This is a genomic window from Hydrocarboniphaga sp. (genome assembly GCF_028291725.1).
Lineage (GTDB): Bacteria > Pseudomonadota > Gammaproteobacteria > Nevskiales > Nevskiaceae > Hydrocarboniphaga.
Window position 1 is genome coordinate 1 of record NZ_JAQGNT010000026.1, and the last position, 25,518, is coordinate 25,518.

The 25,518-nt window shown below is 66.3% G+C and carries 15 protein-coding genes; 8 read left to right on the top strand and 7 right to left on the bottom strand.

The features are described from left to right. Positions 1 to 110: 110 nt before the first annotated feature. Complete coding sequence (locus tag JWQ90_RS06755; RefSeq protein ID WP_299691123.1) at positions 111 to 671, top strand: KUP/HAK/KT family potassium transporter; 561 nt, start codon at positions 111 to 113, stop codon at positions 669 to 671. 89 nt (positions 672 to 760) lie between these two features. Here the strand turns inward: JWQ90_RS06755 and prpF are convergent, their stop codons facing one another. The 5 genes from prpF to prpB all read right to left on the bottom strand — a co-directional run bounded on the left by prpF (position 761) and on the right by prpB (position 7,432). Further along, the gene (gene prpF / locus JWQ90_RS06760) at positions 761 to 1,948 is read right to left on the bottom strand and encodes a 2-methylaconitate cis-trans isomerase PrpF (RefSeq protein ID WP_299691126.1); all 1,188 of its coding nucleotides are present in this window, start codon (positions 1,946 to 1,948) and stop codon (positions 761 to 763) included. A 133-nt stretch (positions 1,949 to 2,081) separates the two neighbouring features. Next, positions 2,082 to 2,369, bottom strand: coding sequence for a GIY-YIG nuclease family protein (locus tag JWQ90_RS06765; RefSeq protein WP_299691129.1), 288 nt, complete (start codon positions 2,367 to 2,369; stop codon positions 2,082 to 2,084). 147 nt (positions 2,370 to 2,516) lie between these two features. Continuing rightward, positions 2,517 to 5,126 carry a Fe/S-dependent 2-methylisocitrate dehydratase AcnD gene (acnD, locus tag JWQ90_RS06770; protein WP_299691132.1) on the bottom strand — a complete coding sequence of 870 codons (2,610 nt, stop codon included), beginning with the start codon at positions 5,124 to 5,126 and terminating at the stop codon, positions 2,517 to 2,519. 112 nt (positions 5,127 to 5,238) lie between these two features. Next, complete coding sequence (gene prpC, locus JWQ90_RS06775) at positions 5,239 to 6,402, bottom strand: 2-methylcitrate synthase (RefSeq protein WP_299691135.1); 1,164 nt, start codon at positions 6,400 to 6,402, stop codon at positions 5,239 to 5,241. 148 nt (positions 6,403 to 6,550) lie between these two features. Beyond that, positions 6,551 to 7,432: a methylisocitrate lyase gene (prpB, locus tag JWQ90_RS06780; RefSeq protein WP_299691138.1), complete on the bottom strand. Its 882-nt coding sequence runs from the start codon at positions 7,430 to 7,432 to the stop codon at positions 6,551 to 6,553. A gap of 260 nt (positions 7,433 to 7,692) precedes the next feature. Here prpB and prpR point away from each other — a divergent pair, with 260 nt between their 5' ends. Continuing rightward, positions 7,693 to 9,297, top strand: coding sequence for a propionate catabolism operon regulatory protein PrpR (gene prpR / locus JWQ90_RS06785; RefSeq protein ID WP_299691141.1), 1,605 nt, complete (start codon positions 7,693 to 7,695; stop codon positions 9,295 to 9,297). A 76-nt stretch (positions 9,298 to 9,373) separates the two neighbouring features. Here prpR and JWQ90_RS06790 read toward each other — a convergent pair whose 3' ends face one another. Further along, entirely contained in the window at positions 9,374 to 9,865 is a 492-nt protein-coding gene (locus JWQ90_RS06790) for a methylated-DNA--[protein]-cysteine S-methyltransferase (protein ID WP_299691144.1), read from the bottom strand. 204 nt (positions 9,866 to 10,069) lie between these two features. Here JWQ90_RS06790 and JWQ90_RS06795 point away from each other — a divergent pair, with 204 nt between their 5' ends. The 5 genes from JWQ90_RS06795 (at position 10,070) to JWQ90_RS06815 (ending at position 24,570) form a co-directional block, all read left to right on the top strand. Further along, complete coding sequence (locus tag JWQ90_RS06795; RefSeq protein WP_299691147.1) at positions 10,070 to 14,521, top strand: DEAD/DEAH box helicase; 4,452 nt, start codon at positions 10,070 to 10,072, stop codon at positions 14,519 to 14,521. A 160-nt stretch (positions 14,522 to 14,681) separates the two neighbouring features. After that, a complete protein-coding gene (gene recC, locus JWQ90_RS06800) occupies positions 14,682 to 17,897 on the top strand; it encodes an exodeoxyribonuclease V subunit gamma (protein ID WP_299691150.1) in 3,216 nt (1,071 codons plus the stop codon). A gap of 259 nt (positions 17,898 to 18,156) precedes the next feature. Further along, the gene (gene recB, locus JWQ90_RS06805; protein WP_299691153.1) at positions 18,157 to 21,729 is read left to right on the top strand and encodes an exodeoxyribonuclease V subunit beta; all 3,573 of its coding nucleotides are present in this window, start codon (positions 18,157 to 18,159) and stop codon (positions 21,727 to 21,729) included. A gap of 2 nt (positions 21,730 to 21,731) precedes the next feature. Continuing rightward, complete coding sequence (gene recD / locus JWQ90_RS06810; RefSeq protein ID WP_299691156.1) at positions 21,732 to 23,519, top strand: exodeoxyribonuclease V subunit alpha; 1,788 nt, start codon at positions 21,732 to 21,734, stop codon at positions 23,517 to 23,519. A gap of 118 nt (positions 23,520 to 23,637) precedes the next feature. Beyond that, a complete protein-coding gene (locus JWQ90_RS06815) occupies positions 23,638 to 24,570 on the top strand; it encodes a hypothetical protein (RefSeq protein WP_299691158.1) in 933 nt (310 codons plus the stop codon). Positions 24,571 to 24,586: 16 nt separating this feature from the next. Here JWQ90_RS06815 and JWQ90_RS06820 read toward each other — a convergent pair whose 3' ends face one another. Continuing rightward, positions 24,587 to 24,844 (bottom strand): type II toxin-antitoxin system Phd/YefM family antitoxin, encoded by a 258-nt coding sequence (locus JWQ90_RS06820; RefSeq protein WP_299691160.1) that lies wholly within the window; start codon positions 24,842 to 24,844, stop codon positions 24,587 to 24,589. 102 nt (positions 24,845 to 24,946) lie between these two features. On the opposite strand from JWQ90_RS06820, the gene JWQ90_RS06825 reads away from it, so the two are divergent. Further along, positions 24,947 to 25,504, top strand: a complete 558-nt coding sequence (locus JWQ90_RS06825; protein WP_299691163.1) for a hypothetical protein — start codon at positions 24,947 to 24,949, stop codon at positions 25,502 to 25,504. Positions 25,505 to 25,518: the final 14 nt, after the last annotated feature.

Below are 25,518 nucleotides of genomic sequence, written 5' to 3' on the forward strand. Positions count from 1 at the left end.
GCCCAGGCCCGTGTCGGCACTGGGCATCGCTCACGCGACCGCCAACCATCCCCCGTTCTGTCCAGCCTGGATTGGACTCGCTGACTTCTCGCCGCCAGATTTACGCGGATTTGAACCGCCGTTCACAGCTGGTCCTTGCGAACTCCGCCGAGCCCGGTACCGGGCTGCAGGCCTATATCGACGGCCTGCCATCGCAGCGGATCACGCGAGTGCAGGGCACCGCCGTGTTCCTGGTGGCGACGCCCGATCGCGTGCCGCAATCACTGATCAGCAACCTGCGCCACAACCGGGTGCTGCACGAGCGCAACATCATCCTGCACCTGGCCTTCCATCAGACACCGTGGGTCGGCATGTCCGGACGCACGCATATTGAACAGCTCGGCAACGGCTTCTGGCGCGTGACGCTGAACTTCGGTTTCATGAACGTGCCCGACGTCCCCAAGGCGCTCAGGCTGTGCAGCAACCGTCAGGGGCTGCAGTTCGGTGACGAGGCCGGCGAGCTGACCTATTTCCTGAGCCGCCTGACCGCGGTGCCGACACCGGGTCGTGGCATGGCACTGTGGCGCGAGCGCCTGTTCGCGGCGATGAGCAACCGCTCCAGCAACGCCGCGGAATTCTTCTGCCTGCCGGATGATGCGGTGGTGCTGCTGAGTACGCGGGTGCCGATCTGAAGTAGGTTGGGGTGAGCGCAGCGAACCCCAACATTCGTCCGCGCTGAAGTTGGGGTTCGCTGCGCTCACCCCAACCTACGGCTATTCCCTCAGAATGCGTCGCCCGGCACGCGTACCCAGCCTTCCATCAGCACTCGCGCGCTGCGGCTCATGATCGCCTTCTTCACGACCCACTGGCCGTTTTCCTGCACGGCCTTGGCACCGACGCGCAGCGTGCCGGACGGGTGGCCGAAGCGCACCGCCTCGCGCTCGACGCCGCCGGCCGCGAGGTTCACCAGCGTGCCCGGAATCGCCGCGGCGGTGCCGATGGCGACGGCCGCTGTGCCCATCATCGCGTGGTGCAGCTTGCCCATCGACAGCGCGCGCACGTTCAGATCTATGTCGGAGGCGGACACCTCCTTGCCGCTCGACGAGACGTAGTCGGCCGGCTTGGCGACGAACGCGACTTTCGGCGTGTGCTGGCGCCTGGCGGCTTCGCTGACATCCTTGATCAGGCCCATGCGCAGCGCGCCGTAGGCGCGGATGGTCTCGAACTTCGCCAGCGCTGCGGGATTGGTGTTGATCGCTTCGCGCAGCTCGGTGCCGGTGTAGCCGATCTCGTCGGCGTTGATGAAAATGGTCGGGATGCCGGCGTTGATCATCGTCGCCTTGAGCGTGCCGATGCCGGGCACTTCGAGATCGTCGACGAGATTGCCCGTCGGGAACATCGAACCGCCCTCGTCGCCATCTTCGGCCGGATCGAGGAATTCGATCTGGACTTCGGCCGCCGGGAAGGTAACACCGTCGAGCTCGAAGTCGCCGGTTTCCTGCACCTGGCCGTTGGTGATCGGCACGTGGGCGATGATGGTCTTGTTGATCTGCGTCTGCCAGATGCGCACGATGCAGACGCCGTTCTGCGGAACGCGCGAGGCATCGACGAGGCCGTTGCTGATCGCGAACGAGCCCACGGCGGCGGTGAGGTTGCCGCAGTTCCCAGACCAGTCTACGAAGGCTTTGTCGATCGATACCTGCCCGAACATGTAATCAACGTCGTGATCGGCCTTGCTGCTCTTGGCCAGGATCACGGTCTTGGACGTGGACGAGGTCGCGCCGCCCATGCCGTCGATCTGCGCGCCATACGGATCGGGGCTGCCGATCACGCGCAGCAGCAGCTTGTCACGGGCTTCGCCCGGCACCTGGCAGCGCTCGGGGAGATCGCTGAGCTTGAAGAAGACGCCTTTGCTGGTGCCGCCGCGGATGTAGGTGGCGGGGATTTTGATTTGGGGGGTGTGGGCCATGTGCGACTCCCGATTGAAAGATGTCGATGTCATTCCCGCGAAGGCGGGAATCCAGTCCTTGAATGTCGAGTGTCCGTTGGGACTTCCCTGGATGCCCGCCTACGCGGGCATGACGTGCGTTTGAGGAGTTTTGTCATCGAATCAGCTCGTCATACAAATCAGCCCAGTCGGGATTCGATGCTTCGATCAGCTTCAGTTTCCATGCCCGGTTCCACTTCTTGATCTGCTTCTCTCGCGTGATCGCTGCGGTGACATCGTCGGCCTGTTCAAACCAGACGAGGTGATGGACGCGGTACTTCTTGGTGAAGCCTTCAACAACATCGTTCCTGTGTTCCCACACTCGTCTGATTAGATCGTTGGTGACGCCGACATACAGCGTTCCATTGCGATCACTGGCGAGCAGGTAGACGTAGTAGCTCACGCATCACCGCCAATGCCACCGACGTCATTCCCGCGCAGGCGGGAATCCAGTGCTTCGGAACCGAGCCGCAGTTCCAATCGGCACTGGATTCCCGCCTTCGCGGGAATGACAGCTTGTGGCGGGAATGACAAGCCTGTGCGTGTCGTTTTACGCCGCCTTCGTCTGCGCCAAAAAGTCCACCGCAAACCGCTGCAGCACACCACCTGCCTCGTACACCGACACTTCCTCGTCCGAATCCAGGCGGCAGGTCACCGGAATCTCCACTTTCTCGCCGTTCTTGCGCGTGAACACCACGGTCAGATCGGCGCGCGGTGTGAGCCTGCCGACCACGTCGTAGGTCTCGGTGCCGTCGATGCCGAAGGTCATGCGGTTCTGGCCGGGTTTGAACTCCAGCGGCAGCACGCCCATGCCGATCAGGTTGGTGCGATGGATGCGCTCGAAGCCTTCGGCGACGATCGCTTCCACGCCCGCCAGACGCACACCCTTGGCGGCCCAGTCACGCGAGCTGCCCTGGCCGTAGTCGGCGCCGGCGATGATGATCAGCGGCTGGGCGCGATCCATGTAGGTTTCGATCGCTTCCCACATGCGCATGAGCTTGCCTTCCGGCTCCACGCGCGCCAGCGAACCCTTCTTCACCTTGCCGTCGACCACGGCCATCTCGTTGACCAACTGCGGGTTGGCGAAGGTCGCGCGCTGCGCGGTGAGGTGGTCGCCGCGATGCGTGGCGTAAGAGTTGAAGTCCTCTTCCGGCACACCCATTTTGTGCAGGTAGGCGCCGGCGGCGCTGTCCATCATGATCGCGTTCGACGGCGACAGGTGGTCGGTGGTGATGTTGTCCGGCAGCACGGCCAGCGGGCGCATGCCCTTGAGCGTGCGCGGACGCGCGGCGAGCGCGCCCTGGCCCTCTTTGTCCCAGTACGGCGGACGGCGGATGTAGGTGCTCATCGGGCGCCAGGCATACAGCGGGCTGACCTTGTCGGTCAGCACCTTGAACGTGAACATCGGATCGTAGATCTGGCGGAAGAACTCGGGCTTCACGCTCTTGGCGATGACCGCATCGATTTCTTCGTCCTTCGGCCAGATGTCGATCAGGCGGACTTCCTTGCCATCCTTGTCGATGCCGAGTACGTCCTTCTCGATGTCGAAGCGCACGGTGCCGGCGATGGCATAAGCCACGACCAGTGGCGGGCTGGCGAGGAAGGCCTGTTTCGCATACGGATGGATGCGGCCGTCGAAGTTGCGGTTGCCGGAGAGCACGGCCGTCGCGTACAGATCGCGGTCGATGATTTCCTGCTGGATCACCGGATCGAGTGCGCCGCTCATGCCGTTGCAGGTGGTGCAGGCGAAGGCGACGATGCCGAAGCCGAGCTGTTCGAGTTCCGGCAGCAGCTTTGCTTCTTCCAGGTACAGCTGCACGGCTTTGGAGCCAGGCGCGAGTGAAGATTTGACCCAGGGCTTGCGCGTGAGGCCGCGCGCATTCGCGTTGCGCGCGATCAGGCCGGCCGCGATAACGTTGCGCGGATTGCTCGTGTTCGTGCAGCTGGTGATGGCGGCGATGATCACCGCGCCGTCCGGCATCTTGCCGTCGGCCGGCAATTCCCAGGGCGCCGCAATCCCGCGCTCGGCGAGCGCCGACGTCGGCAGACGCTTGTGCGGGTTGCTCGGGCCGGCCATGTTGCGCACGACGCTCGACAGATCGAACTTCAGCACGCGCTCGTATTCGGCGGTCTTCAGTGCATCCGCCCACAGTCCGGTGTGCTTGGCGTAGGTTTCGACCAGCTTGATCTGCGACTCTTCACGGCCGGTGAGGCGCAGGTAGTCCAGCGTGTTCTGATCGATGAAGAACATCGCCGCGGTGGCGCCGTATTCCGGTGCCATATTGGAGATGGTGGCGCGGTCGCCCAGCGTCAGCGCGGCAGCACCTTCACCGTAGAACTCAAGATAGGCGCCGACGACTTTTTCCTTGCGCAGGAACTCGGTCAGTGCCAGCACCACGTCGGTGGCGGTGATGCCCGGCTGCGGCTTGCCGCTGAGTTCGACGCCGGTGATTTCCGGCAGACGCATCCACGACGCGCGGCCCAGCATCACGTTCTCGGCTTCCAGGCCGCCGACGCCGATCGCGATCACGCCCAGCGCATCCACGTGCGGCGTATGCGAGTCCGTGCCAACGCAAGTGTCGGGGAACGCGACGCCGTCCTTGGTGTAGATGACCGGAGACATCCGCTCCAGATTGATCTGATGCATGATCCCGTTGCCCGAGGGGATCACTTCCATGTTCTTGAACGCGGCCTTGGTCCAGTCGATGAAGTGGAAGCGGTCTTCGTTGCGGCGATCTTCCACCGCGCGGTTCTTCGCGAACGCATCCTTGTCGAAGCCGCCGAACTCAACAGCGAGCGAGTGGTCGACGATCAGCTGCACCGGCACCACCGGATTCACCTGCGCCGGATCGCCGCCCATGTCGGCGATGGCGTCGCGCAGGCCGGCGAGATCCACTAGCGCGGTCTGGCCGAGAATGTCGTGGCAGACCACGCGCACCGGGAACCAGGGGAAATCGAGATCGCGCTTGCGCTCGATCAGCTGGCCGAGATAGGCGTTGAGCATTTTGGGCTCGGCCTTGCGGACGAGGTTTTCGGCTTTCACGCGCGAGGTATAGGGCAGCTTGTCGTAGGCGCCGGGCTTGATGGCGTCGACGGCGGCGCGGGCGTCGAAGTAGTCGAGCGTCGTGCCGGGGAGGGGTTTGCGGTAGGCGGTGTTCATATGGCTCACGGCGGTGAAGTGATGACGACACCTGTAGGAGCGGCCCATGGCCGCGATTGTGCCGGCGGGGCCTCAATCGCGGCCATGGGCCGCTCCTACAGTCGGATGCGTATTATTTGCGATCCTTGAGCGGTACAAATTTGAGGTCTTCCGGCCCGACGTAGTTTGCGCTCGGGCGGATGATCTTGCCGTCGATGCGCTGCTCGATCACGTGCGCGCTCCAGCCGCTGGTGCGCGCGATCACGAATAGCGGCGTGAACATGTCGGTCGGCACGCCCATGACGTTGTAGCTGACGGCGCTGAACCAATCCAGGTTCGGGAACATTTTCTTGATGTCCCACATCACCGTTTCCAGGCGCTCGGCGATGTCGAACATCTTGGTGCTGCCGGCCTCCTTGGACAGATCCTTCGCAACTTCCTTGATCACCTTGTTGCGCGGATCGGCGATCGTGTACACCGGGTGGCCGAAGCCGATGACGACTTCCTTCTTCTCGACGCGGGCCTTGATGTCGGCTTCGGCTTCATCGGGCGTGTCGTAGCGCTTCTGGATTTCGAAAGCGACTTCGTTGGCGCCGCCGTGCTTCGGGCCGCGCAGCGCGCCGATGCCGCCGGCGATGCAGCTGTACATATCCGAGCCGGTGCCGGCGATCACGCGCGAGGTGAAGGTCGAGGCATTGAACTCGTGTTCGGCATACAGCACCAGCGAAGTGTGCATCGCCTTGACCCAGGATTCTTTCGGTTTTTCCTGGTGCAGAAGGTGCAGGAAGTGGCCGCCGATCGAATCCTCGTCGGACTCGACTTCGATCATGTTGCCGTTGTAGGCGAAGTGGTACCAGTACAACAGCATCGAGCCGAGACAGGCCATCAGCTTGTCGGCGATGTCGCGCGCGCCGGCGTGATTGTGGTCGTCCTTCTCCGGCTTGACGCAGCCGAGCACCGAGACGCCGGTGCGCATCACGTCCATCGGGTGCGAGGACGGCGGCAGCTGTTCGAGCGCGGTCTTCACCGCGGCCGGGATGCCGCGCAGGCTTTTCAGCTTGGTCTTGTACGCTTTCAGTTCGGCGGCGGTCGGCAGCTTGCCGTGAACCAGCAGATGCGCGATCTCTTCGAACTCGCACTGCGCGGCGACATCCAGGATGTCGTAGCCGCGATAGTGCAGGTCGTTGCCGCTACGGCCGACCGTACACAGCGCGGTGTTGCCCGCGGTGGTGCCGGACAGCGCGACGGATTTCTTCGGTTTGAATGCGCCGGCGGCGGGTGCTGGGGTCTCGCTCATCTTGATCTCCGTTGGATTGTGTCGTTACGGCGAAAGCGGAAAATTGTTTCGTTGCTGTCATTCCCGCGTAGGCGGGAATCCAGCCCCGAAGTTCAACGCTACTCTTCAAGAACTGGATCCCCGCCTACGCGGGGATGACGCTATTGCCTCACTTCTTCGTGGTGGCGAACAAGGCGTCGAGCTTGTTCTCGTAAGCGTGGTATCCGAGGTATTTGTACAGATCAGCACGCGACTGCATGATCTCCACAACATTCTTCTGTGTGCCTTCGCGACGAGTCGTCTCGTAAAATTTCAGTGCTGCGGCGTTCATGGCGCGATACGCGCCGCAGCAGTACAGCGCAATGTCGACATTCGCGCTGCGTAGTTCATCCACAGTGAAAAACGGAGTTGAGCCGAACTCGGTTAGGTTGGCGAGAATCGGCACTTTCACGGCCGCCTTGAAGCGGCGATAGTCGTCGAGCGTTTGCATCGCCTCGGGGAAAATCATATCGGCGCCGGCTTCTACATAGGCGATGGCCCGTTCAATCGCAGAGTCGATGCCTTCGACAGCCGCAGCGTCAGTGCGCGCCATGACGACGAACTCCGAATCGGTCTTTGCGTCAACGGCTGCCTTAACGCGGTCAACCATTTCCTCTTTCGACACCACTTCTTTGCCCGGACGATGCCCGCAGCGCTTCTGGCCCACCTGGTCCTCGATATGCACCGCCGCGACACCGGCGTTGATGCAAGACTTGATCGTGCGCGCGATGCTGAAGGCTCCGCCCCAACCTGTATCGATGTCAATCAACAACGGCAACGAGCAGGCGTTCGTAATACGACTGGCATCGGTGAGCACATCTTCCATTGTGCTGATGCCGAGATCGGGAACGCCGAGCGAGTTGGCTGCGACACCGCCACCGGATAGATACACAGCCTCGAAGCCAGTGGCTTGGGCCATCATCGCGGCGTAGGCGGTAATCGCACCAGCGACCTGCAAGGGTTTTTCGGCAGCGAGAGCGGCGCGGAAACGGGCGCCGGCGGAAGCGATCATGGTCTGCTCCTGTTGTGAGGCGAAACGGCCGGCGGGACGGTGCCGCGGCATGCTCTGGCGGCGCGGTCCGGTCGGTAGACCTTGGCCTAGTCTCAAGCTCCGTGCCACGGCTGCGGGCCGATGTTCGAGGCTCGCAAGCTATTAAATAAGTTGGGGAAAGTAAGGGTTCCCAGTGTTGGCGTCGGCGTCGCGTTGCAGTGGCGACGTTTCATATTCGTTCAATGAAACACCAGATTTAAAACTGCGACATAATCTGAAACGTGAGCACTCAAGACACCGTCATCCCGACCATCTGGACCGTCAGCGTCACGCGCCTGTCCAGCCTGCTGCGCGACATGACGCCGGAGTTCGACGGCCGCGCGGTCATCGACACCATCAACCTGGGCTTCGAGGAGGCCGTGACGCTGATCCGCGAGCGTCTGCGCAGCGAGGACTGCGACGTGCTGCTGTCGGCGGGCTCCAACGGCGAATACCTGCGCAACCGCGTCGACAAGCCGGTGGTGCTGATCCAGCCGGACGGCTTCGACCTGATGCAGGCGCTGGCGCGCGCGCGCCGGCAATCGGGCCGCATCGGCGTGGTCAGCTACGCGGTCGAAATGCCCGAGTTCGTCGAGTTCAAGCAGCAGTTCGGATTGCAGATCGAGCAGCGCTCCTATCGCAACGCGGAAGAGGCGCGCGATCGTGTCGCCGAGCTGATCGCGCTCGGCTGTGGCGCCATCGTCGGCCCCGGGCTGATTGCCGAACTGGCGGATCGCGCCGGGGTCTCCGGCATCCTGATGTACTCGGCCGAATCGATCCGCCAGGCCTTCGAGCAGGCGATCGACCTGGCGCGCATGCTGTCGGTGGCGCGCAGCGGCTCCAGCGGCCTGGTCAAGCCGGCCGACTCCAAGTTCAGCCTGCGCCGGCTGATAGGCAACAGCGAATCGGTGATGGCGCTGCGCGAACAGGTGCGGCTCTACGGCGCCAGTGATCGCACCGTGCTGATCACCGGCGCCACCGGCACCGGCAAAGAGCTGGTGGCCCAGGCCCTGCACGGCGCCAGCCCGCGGCGCTCGGCGCCGTTCGTCGCTGTCAATTGCGGCGCTATCGCCGAGTCGCTGCTCGAATCCGAGTTGTTTGGCTACGAAGATGGCGCGTTCACCGGTTCGCGCCGAGGCGGCCGCGTCGGCCTGATCGAGGCGGCCAACAAGGGCACGCTGTTTCTCGACGAGATCGGTGAGATGCCTCTGGCGCTGCAGACGCGGTTGCTGCGGGTGCTCGAAGAACGCGAGGTTCTGCGGGTCGGCAGTCATCGGCCGACGCCGGTCGATATCCGCGTGATCGCTGCAACGCATAGTGAGCTCGACGCTCTGGCCGCCAATGGCGGTTTTCGCCGCGATCTCTACTACCGGCTCAACGTATTGCGCATCACGCTCGCGCCGCTGCGCGAACGCAGTGATGACATTCCGCTGCTGCTGATGACCTTCCTACGCGCGGCCGGTGGCGGCGCGATGGTGCTCGACGGCCCGGCGCAGGCCCTGCTGCAGCAGCACTCCTGGCCCGGTAACGTCCGCGAGCTGCGCAACCTGGCCGAGCGCCTGGCGGTGCTGGCGCACGCAGAGTCGCCGCTGTCGGCGATCACCCGGCCGCTGCTACTGCGCTGCGCGCCGGAGCTGTTCGGCGACGCGGTGACCGAAAATCAGCACGCGCCGACGCTGCCGGCACCGGCGCGCGAAATGGCGCGCATCGCGCGCCCCGACGACGCCAGCCTGCAGCGCGGCCTGCGCGAAGCCGGTGGCCAGCGCGAACGCCTGGCCCAGCGCCTGGGCGTATCCCGCACCACGCTGTGGCGCTGGCTGCGCGAGATGGAAAACCCGCCGCCGTAGGTTGGGGTGAGCCTGCGAACCCCAACATCGATCCGCGCCAATGTTGGGGTTCGCAAAGCTCACCCCAACCTACAAGCTAGAGCAAGCGGAACGGCCCGGCCTCGTGATCCAGCAGCCAGCGCTTGCGTTCCAGGCCGCCGCCGTAGCCGGTCAGATCGCCGCTGGCGCCGATCACGCGGTGGCAGGGCACGATGATCGCGATCGGATTCTTGCCATTGGCCAGCCCGACCGCGCGTGAGGCCTTCACGTCGCCGAGGCGTCGCGCCAGCTCGCCGTAGCTGATCGTTTCGCCGTAAGGAATTTGCATCAGCGCGTCCCAGACCTTGCGCTGGAACGGCGTGCCGACCGGCGCAAGCGGCAGATCGAACTCGCGCAGTTCGCCGGTGAAATAGGCCGCGAGCTGGTCCTTCGCAACACGAAAGCGCAGCTCGTCCGAGCGCCACGCCTGCTCGGCCGGCGGATGCCGGCGGTATTCCATATGCACACCGGTCAGTCCGGTCTCGTCGGCCAGCAGTGTCAGCTCGCCGATCGGGCTCTCCATAGTCGAATGGAACCAGGCTGCGGCCATCGTCTGCGCTTCCAATTAACGTGCATCTCGCGCAGCGAGTCCAATGTCCCTCGCCCACGAAGTGAGAGAGGGGAGGACCGCCCGCGTAGCGGGTGGTGGGGTGAGGGCGGCCATGCCTAGCGCAAGATTCATGGTTCGGGCTTACCTTGGATGGCATGGCCGTTGGGGCCAGTACCGCGGCCCGGGGAATGCGATAATAAACCCATGCAATTCCGTCTCGATCTCGCCGGCCGCTCGACGGCTGAGAGCAGGGAAGGGCCGTTCCACCCGGCGGTGTCCGGCTGGCTGAAAGCCCGCTTCGGCCAGGCTACCGAAGTCCAGCAGCGCGCCTGGACGGTGACCTCGCAGCACCGGCATGCGCTGATCGCCGCGCCGACCGGTTCGGGTAAAACACTCGCCGCGTTCCTGGCCGCGATCAACGACCTGGTCGAAGAGGGCCTGGAAGCGCCGTTGGCGGACCGCGTCTACGTGCTCTACGTGTCGCCGCTGAAGGCGCTTAGCAACGACATCCAGAAAAATCTGCAGGAGCCGCTGGCCGGCATCCGCGAACAGCTCGCCGCGATGGGCCTGCCCGAGGTCGGTATCCGCGACGCGGTGCGTACCGGCGACACGCCGGTGTTCGAACGCGAGCGGATGAAGAAAAACCCGCCGCATATCCTGGTGACGACGCCGGAGTCGCTGTTCATCCTGATGACCTCGAACGCTGGCCGCAGCATGCTCGGCGGTGTGAAGACGGTGATCGTCGACGAACTGCATGCGGTCGCCGGCGGCAAGCGCGGCGCGCATCTGATGCTGACGCTGGAACGTCTCGATGCACTGTGCGCGGCGCCTCCGGTGCGCATCGGTCTGTCGGCGACGGTGAAGCCGCTGGACGCAATGGCTCGGTATCTAATCGGTGTGCGCGACGAGCCGGTGCACGTCGTCGACACCGGCCACATTCGCGAGCGCGACATCGCGCTAGAAGTGCCGCGTTCGTCGTTGACGCCGGTGATGGCCGGCGAAGTCTGGGACGAGACTTACGATCGGCTCGCCGAACTGATCGAGCAGCACAAGACCACGCTGATCTTCGTCAACCAGCGCCGCATCGCCGAGCGCACCGCGCGCCATCTGGCCGAGCGCATCGGCGAGGAGCATGTGACCTCGCATCACGGCAGCCTGTCGCGCGAGCATCGGCTGAACGCCGAGCAGCGGCTCAAGAGCGGCACGCTGAAAGTGCTGGTGGCAACCAGTTCGCTGGAACTCGGCATCGACATCGGTGACATCGACCTGGTCTGCCAGCTGGGCTCGCCGCGCGCGATCAACGCCTTCCTGCAGAGGGTCGGCCGCGCCGGCCACGCGATCGGTGCGATCCCGAAAGGCCGGCTGTTTCCGCTGACCACCGACGACCTGCTCGAATGCACTGCGCTGCTGCATGCGGTGCAGCGCGGCGAACTCGACAGGATTCGTCTGCCGCGGCGTCCGCTGGACGTGCTGGCGCAGCAGATCGTCGCCGAGATCGGCTGCGGCGAATGGGGCATCGATGATTTATATGCGCGCTTCCGCCGCGCCGATCCGTATCGCGAGCTGACGCTGCCGGAATTCGAGCAGGTCGTGCAAATGTTGAGTGACGGCTACACCACGCGGCGCGGACGTCGCGGCGCCTACTTGCACTTAGACGCGGTCAATCGCCGCTTGCGCGCGCGGCCCGGCGCCAAGCTGACCGCGGTGATGAACGCCGGCACGATTCCGGACCAGTTCGATTATGAAGTCGTGCTGCAGCCCGAAGGCCATCGCGTCGGCACGCTCAACGAGGACTTCGCGTTCGAGAGCATGGTGGGCGACATCTTCCAGCTCGGCAACACCTCGTACCGGATGCTGAAGATCGAGACTTCGCGCGTGCTGGTTGAAGACGCCAAGGGCCAGCCGCCGACGATTCCGTTCTGGTTCGGCGAAGTGCCGGGGCGTACCGACGAACTCAGCGCTGCGGTCTCCGATCTGAGCGAACACGCTCAGCAGAAACTCGCTGAGGGCCTTGATGCCTGCACGCGCTGGCTGGTCGACGAACTTGGGCTGCCCGAATCGGCCGCGCAGCAGCTGAGCCAATACTGGGGCGCCGCGCTGGCGATGATCGGCGTGCTGCCGAGCGCGAAGACCGTGGTGTTCGAGCGCTTCTTCGACGAGGTCGGCGACACCCATCTGGTGATCCATTCGCCGTTCGGTTCGCGGGTGAACCGCGCCTGGGGATTGGCGCTGCGCAAGCGCTTCTGCCGCGCTTTCAATTTCGAGCTGCAGGCCAGCGCGCTGGAAGACAGCATCGTGCTGTCGCTGGGCCCGACGCACAGTTTTCCGCTGGACACGGTCCAGCATTATCTGAAGTCGGCAAGCGCGCGCCAGGTCTTGATTCAAGCGCTGCTGGACGCGCCGATGTTCGGCACGCGCTGGCGCTGGAACGCGAGCGTCGCGCTGGCGATTCGCCGCATGAACGCCGGCAAGCGCGTGCCGCCGCAGTTCCAGCGTTCGGACTCCGAAGACCTGCTAACCCTGGTGTTCCCGGACCAGGTCGCTTGCGCCGAGAACCTGGTCGGCGAGCGCGAGATTCCGAATCACCCGCTGGTGCAGCAGACGCTGAGCGATTGCCTGCACGAGACCATGGATGTGGAAGGTTTCGAACGCGTGTTGGCGCGCATGGAGTCCGGCGAGATCAAGGTGGTCTGCTGCGATCTGGCGGCGCCTTCGCCGCTGTCGCAGGCGGTGCTGAACGCGCGGCCGTATGCCTTTCTCGACGATGGTGCTGCCGAGGAACGCCGCACGCGTGCGCTGGCGATGCAGCCGATGCTGGACGTGCAGACGGCGGCGAATCTGGGCCGCCTCGATCTGGCCGCGATCGAGCGTGTGCGCGCCGAGGCGTGGCCGGAATTTCGCAGTGCTGATGAACTGCACGATGCGTTGTGCGTGCATGCGTTTCTGACAGAGAACGAGTTGGCGGCGGCGATGCAATGGCTGGACGAACTCGTCGTTCAACGACGCGTAACCCGCTTGCAGTTGACCCCTGTAGGAGCGGACCTTGTCCGCGATGAAGTTCGCGCGGCACTGGAAGATTCGCGGACAAGGTCCGCTCCTACCGTTGGGAAATCGGACGGCGATGGTTTATGGGTCGCTGCAGAGCGTCTGCATGAATTCCGTGCCGCGCTTCCGCGCAGCGAAGCGCAGCCACCGATCCGTGCGGTCAGCGTCATCGAGCCCGTAGCCGAAGACGCCTTGCGCGAAATCCTGCGCAGCCGGCTCGAACTGCTGGGCCCTGTGACGGCCGAAGCACTGGCCGCGCCGCTGCAAGACCTGCCTGGTACGCGAGCCGCACTGCTGCAGCTCGAAGCCGAAGGCGCCGTAATCAGCGGCAGCTTTACCGCGCCCGGCGCTCACGAGTGGTGCGATCGCCGGCTGCTGGCGCGCATCCATCGCTACACCCGCGATCGCCAGCGCGCCGAGGCGCAGCCGGTCGCGCCCGCGCAGTTCATGCGCTTCCTGTTCGGCTGGCACCGCATCGCCGGCAGCAACGCCGAGGCGCGCCATCAGGGAGACGGCGGCCTGGTCGCGGCGCTGCAGCAGCTCGAAGGTTTTGCGGCACCTGCCGGATCGTGGGAAGACGATCTGCTGCCGTCGCGCGTCGACGCCTATGCGCCGGCGATGCTCGACCGAGTCTGCAGCAGCGGCCGCGTAGTCTGGCAGCGGCCTGTCGTCGAGACGCCGGAAGGCACGCGCCGCCGCGGCGGGCCGGTGCGGACCACGCCGATCGTGCTGTGCGAGCGCGAATTTCTGGCGCACTGGTCGCAGCGCCGCGACGCCGAACCCAGCAGCGATGAAGAGCGGCCGCTGTCCTCGCGCGCCGATCGTCTGCTCGATGCGCTGAAAGCCAACGGCGCCAGTTTCTACGACGAACTCGCGCAGGACAGCGGCCTGCTCAGCGCCGAACTCGGCGACGCGCTAGGTGAACTGGTCAGCGCCGGCTTGGTGACTTGCGATTCCTTCGCCGGCCTGCGCGCGCTGACGATGAGTTCGGACAAGCGCGACCGTCTGCGCCGCCGTTTCGGCCGCGGCGACATCGCCTTCGACGACGCCGGCCGCTGGTCGCTGACGCGGCCGCGCCGCGTGATTGAGGAATCCACGAGCGCTCTGGCCGATCCGCGCGTCGAGCATATCGCGCGCGTGCTGCTGCGCCGCTATGGCGTGGTGTTCCGCAAGCTGCTGGAACGCGAGGCCGATCTGCCGCCGTGGCGCGAGCTGCATTACGTCTATCGGCGTCTGGAAGCGCGCGGCGAAATCCGCGGCGGCCGATTCGTCAGCGGATTTTCAGGCGAGCAGTTCGCGCTGATCGAAGCCGCCGGCGCGCTGAAGCGCTACGCCGATACTCAGCAGAAAAAAGGCGTGATCGAGCGCGTCTGCATCGGCGCCGGCGACCCGCTGAACCTGGTCGGCATCCTGGTACCGGGCGACAAGCTCGCGCGGCTGCCGGGCAATCGCGTCGTGTTCGAGGACGGCGTGCCGGTGGCGGTGCAGAGCAGCGGCGAGACCCGCTATCTGCGCGAGACCGATCTCGCCGAGCAATGGGAAATCCGCAATTTGATGATCCGCAAGCAAAGCGCGATCAGCTACCTGCAGCCGCCGAGCCGGCCGCAGTGAGGCCGCGGCGTTTCCGTGAATTCGCCGAACCCGTAGGGCGGGTCGTGACCCGCCGGCTTGTTCTCGCCGCTACAACCGTGGATCGCTACGCGATCGGCGGGTCACGACCCGCCCTACGCCTCTCCCACACGTGGGAGAGTGGAAAAATACTCGACTTTCAATGCTGAAAATCATCCACGGCAACCGCCTGGAGCCGCTCGCCGGCGAGCTGATGCGCAGCCTGCTGCAGGCGCCGGCGTCGCCGTTCGAGCGCGAGATCATCGTCGTGCCCAGCCTCGGCGTTGCGCGCTGGCTGCAGTACCGCATCGCCGACGTGCTGTCGGTGTGCGCGCGCGTGGAGTTCCCGTATCCGGCGCAGTTCATCTGGCAGAGCTTCGCGCGGGTGCTGGCCGATGCGCCGGAGCGCTCGCCGTTCGACGCCGACGTGATGACGCTGCGGCTGTTCGCGCTGCTGGGCCGCTTGCCGCAGAGCGAGGACTACGCGCCGCTCGCAAGCTATCTGGTGCGCACCGGCGAACGCGGGCGGCTCGATCTGGCGCAGGCGCTGGCACGGACCTTCGATCAATACCTGGTCTATCGCCCGGACTGGCTCGCGGCCTGGACCGCGAACCGGACTTGCGCCTTGCAGCCGCTGATCACCGAGCGCTGGCAGCAGCGCCTGTGGCGGCGGCTGATCGGTGAGGCTGGCCTGGCCGAGCTGCAGCACCCGGCCGACGCGGCATTCGCGCGGCTGGACGCCGAGCCGGCGCTGGCGGCGCAGCTGCTGCCGCAGCGCCTGCGCGTGTTCGGCGTGACCAGCCTGCCGCCGCAGTACGCGGCGGTGCTGGCACGGCTCGGCCGCCATGTCGAGGTCGAATGGTATGTGCCCAATCCCTGCCGGCTGTACTGGGCCGACATCGTCTCGGAGCGCGCGCAGGCGCAACTGGCGCTGAACTTCGACGACACCGAACAGCGCGACGTCGGCCATCCGCTGCTCGCGTCCTGGGGCGGGCAGGCGCGCGATCATCTGGCGACGGTGATGGATCAGCTGGACCGCCATCCGGCCGTCGAAGAGACTCCGTACTTCGTCGAACCGGAGGGCGAACATCTGCTGGCGCGGCTGCAGCGCAGCCTGCTGAATCTGGCGCCGCTCGCGGAAGCCGCGCTGCCACTCGACTTGGCCGACAACTCGATCCAGCTGCTCGCCTGCCACAGCCTGACGCGCCAGCTGGAGGTGCTGCACGACCGCCTGCTGGGGCGCTTCGACGCCGACGCGACGCTGCGCCCGGCCGACATCGTGGTGATGCTGCCGGACCCGGAGAGCGCCGCGGCGACGGTCGACGCGGTGTTCGGCGCGGCGCCGTTCGAGCGCTTGATCGCCTACACCATCACCGGCAGCGCGGCGCCGGATGCCGCGCCGCTGCTGCGCGCATTCGCGGCCTTGATCGATCTGCCGCGTTCGCGCTTCGTTGCCGCCGAGGTGTTCGATTTTCTGCAGCTGCCGGCGGTCGCCGCGCGCTACGAACTCGACGAGCCCGAACTCGAACAGCTGCATCTGTGGCTGGCCGAGACCGGCGTGCGCTGGGCGCTCGACGGCGCGCATCGCGGCGAACTCGGCCTGCCGGCCGAGCCGCGCAACACCTGGCTCGACGGCCTGCTGCGGCTGCTGCTCGGTTATGCAATGCCGACTTCGGGCGAAGCGCTGTTCGCCGGCGTGCTGCCTTACGAGGACATCGAGGGCTCGCAGTCGATCACGCTCGGCAAGCTCGCGCGCGTGCTTGCCGATCTGGTGGCGCTGCGCGACGAACTCTCGCGGCCGCGCACGCTGAGCGCCTGGTGCGACCGTCTGCTGCAGGCGATCGGCCGCTGCCTGTCACCGACATCCGAGGACGAGTCCGACGAACGCCGTCTGCGGCTGGCGATCGGCAGCCTGCGCGAAGACGCGCGCAGCGCCGCGCTGGACGAGGCCGTGGAACTCGACGTCGCGCGCCGTCTGATCGATGCGCGCCTGTCGGCCAGCAGCCCCGGCGGCGTGCCGGGCGGCGGCGTCACCTTCACCGGCATCGGCCCGCTGCGCGGCCTGCCGTATCGCATCGTCGTGCTGCTGGGCCTCGACGGCGGCGCGTTCCCGCGCAATCCGGCCGCGACGGAATTCGACCTGATGGCCGCACATCCGCGGCGCGGCGACCGCGCGCGCCGCGTCGATGATCGCGGCGCCTTTCTCGACGCGCTGCTGGCGGCTCGCGACGCGCTGTGGATCGGCTTTCAAGGCCGCAGCCTGCGCGACAACGCGCTGCTGCCGCCGTCGGTGCTGGTGTCCGAGCTGATCGACTATGTCGGCCGCTTCGTAATTGGTGGTCGTGACGCGGTGGCCAAGGCGCTGATTGCCGAGCATGCGCTGCAGCCTTTTGACGCGCGCTATTTCCGCCGCGGGCCGCAGCAAAGCTATGCGCGCGAATACCTGGCCGCGGCCGACGCGATGCAGCGCGGCCCGGCACTGCCGGACGAATCCGCAGAAGCGCTGTTCGACGGCAGCGCGCTGCCGGCGCTGCCGGACGCGGAATGGAAGCAGCTGACGCTGGACCGGCTGGCGATGTTTCTGCGCAATCCACTGCGCTTCCTGCTGCGCGAGCGTGTCGGCGTGCGCATCGACGAGGCCGATGAAGAACTGCCTGGCGAGGAGCCGCTGGATCTGCCGGAAGCCAAATGGACGCTGCGCGATCGCCTGCTGCGTCATGCGCTGGCCGGCGACAGCGAATCCGCGATCGTCGATCTGCTAGGTGCCTCGCCGGAGATTCCGCATGGCCGCTGGGGCCGGCGCCTGCTGGAGCGCGAAGTGCGGCCGGCGATGGGCTTCGCGCGCCAGGCGCTGACGCTGCGCGGCGAGTTGCTGCCGCCGCTGAATTTCGAACTGGCGATCGGCGAGTACCGCTTGAGCGGCGTGCTCGACGGACTCACCGCGCAGGGCCTGTTCGCGGCCAGCTACCGCGACATCGGCGCACTCGACTGGCTGGACGCCTGGCCGCGACATCTGCTGCTGCAACTGCTGGCGCCGGCCGGCGTCGCGCGCACCACGCGCATCCTGGCGAAGAACGGCGTCCACGCGCTGCAGCCGGTGGAGGATGCCGAAGCGCATCTGGCCGATCTGCTGGCGCTGTATTGGCAGGGCCTGCATCTGCCACTGTCCTTTCTGCCGAAGACCGCGTACGAATTATTGGAAAAAGATCAGCGCCGCGCCACCGACGTCTGGCTCGGCAACGCGCACAGCCGCGGCGAAAGCCGCGAGCCGTATTCGCAGCTGCGCTACCGCGACAGCCGCCGCGTTTTGCCGGAGGGTTTCGACGCCGAAGCGCGGCGCATGCTGGCACCGCTGCTCGCGGCCAGGGGCGCGCAATGAATAACGATGAACCGTTCCGGCTGCGATCGGGTCGGGCCGTGACCCGCGCGAGCTTGAACCCCTTGTGGGTCGGGCTTCAGCCCGACGCTGTTGGATGTCGGGCTGAAGCCCGACCCACAACAGAAGCTCGATTATGGCGGCAAGCCCGCGTAGGGCGGGTCGTGACCCGCCGTTTGTTCGTCACCAAAAGCGGCGGGTCAAGACCCGCCCTACGCGGGTTCACTGCCCACGAACGCGGTACCAAGGCCGGCGTATGACGATGCCGGTCGCTTTAACGGCGCCGCTGGACGGGCTGCGGCTGATCGAGGCCAGTGCCGGCACCGGCAAGACCTGGACGCTGTCCGGCCTGTATCTGCGGCTGGTGGTCGAGCGCGGCATCGGCGTCGACAAGATCCTCGCGGTCACTTTCACCAAGGCCGCGACCGCGGAGCTGCGCGACCGTATCCGCGCGCGGCTGCGGCAGATGCTCGATCACCTCGAAGGCAGCATCGAAGGCCGTGACAGCAGCGACGAATTCTGCGAGCAGCTGCTGGCGCGCCTGGACGATCGTGCGCTGGCAGCGCGGCGGCTGCAGGCGGCGCTGCGCAGCGTCGACGAGGCGGCGATCTATACGATTCACGGCTTCTGCCAGCGCGTGCTCGGCGACCGCGCATTCTCCACCGGCGTCGCCTTCGACAACGAGATCGCGCCGGATCAGAGCGAGCTGCGCCGCGAGGTGGTGCTGGATTTCTGGCGCCGTCGCATCGCCCACGACGACCCCGCGGAGAGCGACTCCCGCGATCTGTTCGTCGCCTGGCTGCAGAACGAAAAAGTCTCGGCCGGCGAGCTGACGCGCTGGGTTTCCGGGCTGATCGGCAAGCCTGATCTGCAGATCGTCGCCGCCGAACCGCCGCCGCCGGTCGAGGATCGCTGCCGCAGTTACCGCGTGTTGCGCGAACAGGCGGCAGCATTGTGGCAGCAACAGCGCGAGGCGCTGTGTCGCCAGTTGAACGAGCACAAGGGTCTCAACCGACAGAGCTACAACCTCAAGCATCTGCCGAAGCGCTTCGTCGAACTCGAAGCCTGGCTGGCCGCGACCGACGAGATCGCGATGCCGTCGGCGGTCGAGTGCTTCCGCGCCAGCGTGCTCGCCGGCAAGAACAAGGGTGAGGCGCTACGCGAGGAGTTCTATCAGTTGCTCGATCAGCTGCACGACGCCGCTGCGACGCTGGCCGCCGCGTTCGAGCAGCGCTGGCGTGCATTGCGGCTGGAACTGCTGGATTACGCACGCACGCAGCTGCCGGCACGTCTGCGCGCGCAGCGTCTGCTGTCCTACGACGACCTGCTGCTGGAGCTGCACACGGGCCTGCAGGGCGAGGGCGGCGAGACTCTGGCGGCCGATCTGCGGCGTCGCTACCCGGCCGCGCTGATCGACGAGTTCCAGGACACCGATCCTCTGCAATGGGGCATCGTCAAGCGCATCTACGCCGACGGGCTGCAGGCCGGCGAGATGCTGACTGCGTTTCTGGTCGGCGATCCCAAGCAGTCGATCTACAGCTTCCGCGGCGCGGACATCTATTCCTACCTGGCGGCGAAATCGCTGTGCAGCGAGCATCACGAACTGAGCGAGAACCAGCGCTCGGTGCCGGGCTATGTGCAGGCGCTGAACACGCTGTACGCGCGCGTCGCCTCGCCGTTCCAGAACGACGAGATCCGCTATCAGACTGTGGTCGCATCGCCGCGCGACAAGCCCGCGCTGATCGAGCACGGCGAGATCGACCCGGCACCGCTGCGGCTGCTGTTCATGCCGGAGAGCGATGGCGCCGCCAAGACTCATGGCGAAGCCTGGGCGGCGCAGGCCTGCGCGATCGAGATCGCCGGCCTGCTGGCGGACGCACAGGCCGGCGGCATCGAATACAAGAACCGCTCGCTCGCCTCGGGTGACATCGCGGTGCTGGTCAACAATCACTACCAGGCCAGCGCGCTGCGCGCCGAACTCGGGCGTCGAGGCATCGCCTGCGCGGTGCAGTCCACCGAGAGCGTGTTCGATACCGCCGAGGCCGAGCAGCTGGAACGCTTGCTGCTAGCGGTCGCGGCACCGCATCGCGCGGCGACGCTGAAGGCCGCGTTGCTGTCCGAGCTGATCGGCTTCAGCGTTCAGCAGTTGCAGGCACTCGAGAGCGACGAGCGCGAATGGGAGCAGCTGCTGTCGGCTTTCGAGCGTTACCACGAGCTGTGGCGCACGCGCGGCTTCATGCGCATGTTCCGCGAGCTGGCGCGCGAGCAGCGGATCGTGCAGCGCCTGGCCGGCGAGCCCAACGGCGAACGCCGGCTGACCAATCTGTTCCACCTGGCCGAGCTGGCGCACGCCGAGCAGCGCCGCCTGCAGGGCATGGAATCGCTGCTCGCCTGGCTGCGCGGCCAGCGCGGCGAGAAAGCGGCGGACGAGTCCCAGCTGCGGCTGGAGAGCGACGCGGCGCTGGTGCAGATCGTCACGATTCATGCGAGCAAGGGCCTGGAATATCCGGTGGTGTTCCTGCCGTTTCTGTGGAACGCGAAGAGCTTTATCGGCGACGACGCCGACCTGATCGTGCATCACGACGAGCAGCCGCCGCATGCGCTGCGGCTGGACGGCCGCGCGCAGGATCTGCCACAGGCTTTGCGGCTGGCGCGCGAAGAGGAATTGTCCGAGCGGCTGCGCCTGGCCTACGTCGCGCTGACGCGCGCGAAGAATCGCTGCTATCTGTTCAGCGGTCCGTTCAAGGAGCTGGCGATGTCGCCGCTGGGCGTGCTGCTGCACGGCCTGCGCGGCGCCGATGCGCAGACCGAGGTGCCGGTCGCCGCGCGCTTGCTGGAACAGCTGCGGCTGTTGGCGGCAGCATCCGGAGGCAGCATTCGCGTGATTCAGACCGACGACAGCGCGGCTGAGATCGTGCTGCGCCGCGTGGCTGAATCGGCCGAGCCGCTGTCGGCGCGGCTGCCGCAGCGGACGCCGCCGCCAGGCTTCAGCGTTAGCAGCTATACACGGCTGCTGCAGGACGCCGAGGGACTCGCGTCCGAGCACGCGGTCGAAGTGCTGCCCGACCACGACCAGCGCGCAGAACCTGCAGCGGTGCCGGCATTGGCGCCCGGCGGCGGGCGCTTCGCGTTTCCACGCGGCGCGGCGGCCGGCACCTGCCTGCATGCGATCTTCGAGCACATCGATGCAAGTACAGCGCCGGCGAGTTGGCGACGCGCGGTGGCGGCGCAGCTGCGCATCGCCGGCTTTCCGGTGGACTGGGCGCCGGCGCTGATCGACTGGCTCGCGGAGATCGTCGCGACGCCGATGATCTGCCCGGCGAGCGCGGCGCCGGTGCAGCTGGCGCAGTTGCCGCCGACGCGAGTGATCGCGGAGCTGGCCTTTCATCTGCCGCTGCCCGGCGTGCTGCCGGCGCAGATCGCGGAACTCGCGAATGCGCATGGCCTGCCGATATCGCCGCTGTCGCCGCGGCGTTTGCAGGGCTATCTGCGCGGCTTCATCGATCTGTGCTTCGAGCACCGCGGACGCTGGTACATCGCCGACTACAAGTCGAACTGGCTGGGCACGCGCTTCGACGACTACGCCGTGGATTCGCTGAACCAGGCGATGGCCGAGGGCGACTATCACCTGCAATACCTGCTGTACACGCTGGCACTGCACCGCTGGCTGACCTGGCGCGTGCCGGGCTACGACTACGAGCAGCACTTCGGCGGCGTGTTCTATCTGTTTCTGCGCGGCATGGATGCCGAGGGGCGCGGCGTTTACACAAGCCGTCCGCCGCTGGCGCTGATCGAGGCGCTGGACGCGCTGTGCCGCAGCGAGGTGGCGGCGTGAGCTTGGCTGATCTTCGTTTGCCGTTGGCGGCGGCCGGCATCGACGAGCCCGACGCGGCGTTCGCGTCGCTGTTCGCGGCCGCGCTCGGTGATTTGCATCGCGAACAGGGCGGGGACGCCGCCGATACTGCGGCTGTAATCGCCGCAGCAAACCTCGCCAGCATGGCGGTGCAGCAGGGCCACGCCTGTGCGGATCTGGCGATCGATGAGAGCCTCGATGTCGATATTGACATCGACGCGCTGCGCCGCAGCCCCATGGTCGGCAACGGCACCGCGCCGACGCCGCTGGTGCTGGCCGGCACGCGGCTGTACCTGTATCGCTACTGGCGCTATGAGCGCCAGCTGGCGGCGAGGCTGATCGAACTGAACCGGCCGGTTCAAGATCTCGATATCGAGGCGGCCGCGGCCATCATCACGCAGCTGTTCCCGGCCAGCGGCGATGCGCAGCCGGACTGGCAGAAGATCGCCGCGGCGACCGCGATGTCCCGCCATCTGTGCATCGTCTCCGGCGGCCCGGGCACCGGCAAGACCACAACCGTGGTGCGCATCCTCGCCGCGCTGCTGCGGCTGCAGCCGAACCTGCGCATCGCCATCGCCGCACCGACCGGCAAGGCCGCGGCGCGGCTGAAATCCTCGATCACCTCGCAGCTCGACGCGCTGGATCTGCCCGATGCGCTGCGCGCACAGCTGCCGGCCGAGGCGCATACGCTGCATCGCCTGCTCGGCTACCGGCCCAACCGCGCCGGCTTTCGCCACGACGCCAGCCAGCCGCTGCCGTATCAGCTGGTGGTGGTCGACGAAGCCTCGATGCTCGACCTTGCGCTGGCGGCGAAGCTGGTCGCGGCGCTGCCGGCGGATGCGCGGCTGATTCTGCTCGGCGACAAGGATCAGCTGGCCTCGGTGGAAGCCGGCGCGGTCTATGCGGAGCTGTCATCGCGCTCGCTGCTCGACGCCGCCGGCCGCGCCACGCTGCAGCGCATCGCCGGCGATCTGCCTGCAGTGCCCATCGACGCAAGCGGCTACGCGATGGCCAACGCCGTGGTCTGGCTCAACCGCGCCTGGCGCTTCGCCGACGACGGCGGCATCTCGCGCCTGGCGACCGCGATCAACGCCGGCCAGCCGCAGGCGGTGCGCGAAGTGCTGGCCGCCGGGTCGGCGAGCCTGGCCTGGCGCTCGGCGCTACCGTCGCCGCCGCTGCTCGCCGCCACGCTGGCGCAAGGATATGAGCCCTTCATCCACGCAGTGCGCAGCGCTGCCTCGCCGGCTGAAGTGCTGAGCAGTTTCGAGCGCTACCGCGTGCTGTGTTCGACGCGCGCCGGCGCCTACGGCAGCGAATCGCTGAACCGGCATCTGACCGCGCAGTTGCAGCGCCGTCTCGGCGGCATGGCCGGCGGCGCGCGCTGGTATGCCGGCCGCGCGGTGATGGTCGCCGGCAACGACTACGCGCTGCGCCTGTTCAACGGCGACATCGGCGTCGCGCTGCCGGACACCGAGGGCCGGCTACTGGTGTATTTCGCCGGCGACGACGGCCTGCGCGCGTTCGCGCCCGGGCGCCTGGCGAACGTCGCGACCGCGTTCGCGCTGACCGTGCACAAGGCCCAGGGCTCGGAGTTCGCGCGCATCGACCTGGTGATCGAGCCGACACTGGCGCGCGGCCTGACGCGCGAACTGCTGTACACCGCCGTCACCCGCGCCCGCGAGCACATCGGCCTGTGGTGCGGCGAGGAGCTGTTCGACACGATGGTCGCGACACGCCTGCGGCGGCGCTCATCGATCATCGGTGCAACGTAGCCCCGATACCGTTCAGTCAACGCCGAATTGTAGGGCCGGAGCATCCATCCCGCCTTTCGCGCCAAAACGGCGGGATACGCTGCGCTTCTCCCGCCCTACGCGACCAAAGGCGCCGTGCGTGGCATTCTTCGTTCGAACGCGACCCGCTGATGTCATCGGAAACTTCATCATGTCTTTGTTTCGAGCAATGGCTGCCGCGGTCTGTCTGATGCTGGCCTGGACATGTGGGGCGCATGCCTCCGATTCTGCGCGCGACGGCTGGTCAACGGAGGAGGTTTCCTTTCGGTCTGCCGACGGCGTTGGGCTGTCGGGTTCGCTTATCGTCCCAAGGGATGGACCTGCGCTTGCGGTCGTCGTTCTCGGACAGGGATCCGGACCAGTGGAGCGATACACCGCGTTGGCATCCCTGATGGCGCTTCATGCGATCGCTGTCCTGACATACGACAAGCGCGGTGTAGGGCAGTCGGGCGGCAGCTACCAACGCACCGATGACATCAGTGCCGCCAATCTGGCGCTGTTGGCATCCGACGCGGCTGCAGCGATGCAGTGGGTTTCCAACAGTTCACGGGTGCGCTCACTCCCAGGCGGGTTCGTCGCCATCAGCCAGTCCGGCTGGGTCGTCCCGATGGCGCTGGCGAAGTCACCCGCGGTCGACTTCATCGGATTCTGGAGCGGGCCGACCTGCACGACGAGCGAACAGTTGCAATTCCAGCACTTTTCGGCAGAGCACGAGTCCGACCGATCCCGCATGACGGACAGTGAGATCAGCGTGGCGATGCGCCACGTCGACTATCGGCCTGACGATATCGACCCTCTGAGCCAACTAACGGCGGTGTCGATTCCGGGACTCTGGTTGTTTGGAGGGCAGGACCCCTACCTACCCATCGAGTTGTCCACCCGGCGACTGCAGAAGCTGATTGACAACGGCCGTAGCAATTTCGAGTACCGGGTATTCACCGAGGAAGGGCATAACCTCGCGGATTCGCCGAAGCAGGCATCGTTCATCGCCATGATCGACTGGATCGAACGAATCGCGGCTTCCCGGCGCTGATGTTTGGCTTGACGGTTCAGCCAGCCGCTGCAGGTGTGCGGCGACGCTGGCCGCCGCGCGCCGGAATCTCAAGATTCCCCCGGCCTTGTTTTGCCAGTAACAGCGCCTTGAAGTTGGGTGTTGCCTGCTGCCGCAGATGGCGCCATTCCTGGACGGGAACCAGCACGGCAGTCTCGACTCCGCGCAAGGTGACCACCTGTGGCCCCTCGGTGAGACTCGCTTTCAGGAGTTCGCTGAACCGTGCCCGCGCATCCTGTACCGGCCAGTGTTTCATCGCATTCCCTCTAAGATTGAATCTAGTCAGACACCGCGCTGTTTCCAATCGAAGCCATGGCAGCCAGCTGTTAGAGTAAACCGAGTCAAGGGGAGTTTCTCGATGCGAAACCGGCAGCGTCTATCCGCAATGGCGGCAATCCTGTTGCTGTCCGCTTCGGCACAGGCCGAAGTGGTCGAATCGCAAGCTGGCGGCCTGAACCTGCAGTACGCCGTCACTGTCGCCGCGGCTCCCGAGAAGGTCTATGCGGCCTTTGTGGATATCGGTAAATGGTGGGACCCGGCGCACACTTATTCCGGCGATGCGGCGAACCTGAGCCTGGTCGACAAGCCCGGCGGCTGCTTCTGCGAGAAGCTGCCGCAAGGCGGCGGTGTCGTGCATCTGACGGTGCTGTATGCCGCGCTCGGCCGGCAGCTGACGCTCGGCGGCGCGCTCGGCCCGCTGCAGACGGCCGGCGTCTCCGGCGCGATGGCCGTGCAGATGTCGGCCAAGGACGCGGGCACACAGCTCGCGCTGGTCTACCGGGTCGGCGGCTACTATCCGGGTGGCTTGAACACGATCGCTGCCGGCGTCGATGGAGTGCTCGGCTCGCAGCTGGCGCGTCTGAAGCGCTTTGTCGAAACCGGATCACCGGCGGAGTCGGGCGCGGCCAAGCGCTGATCGGCGCTTGCCGG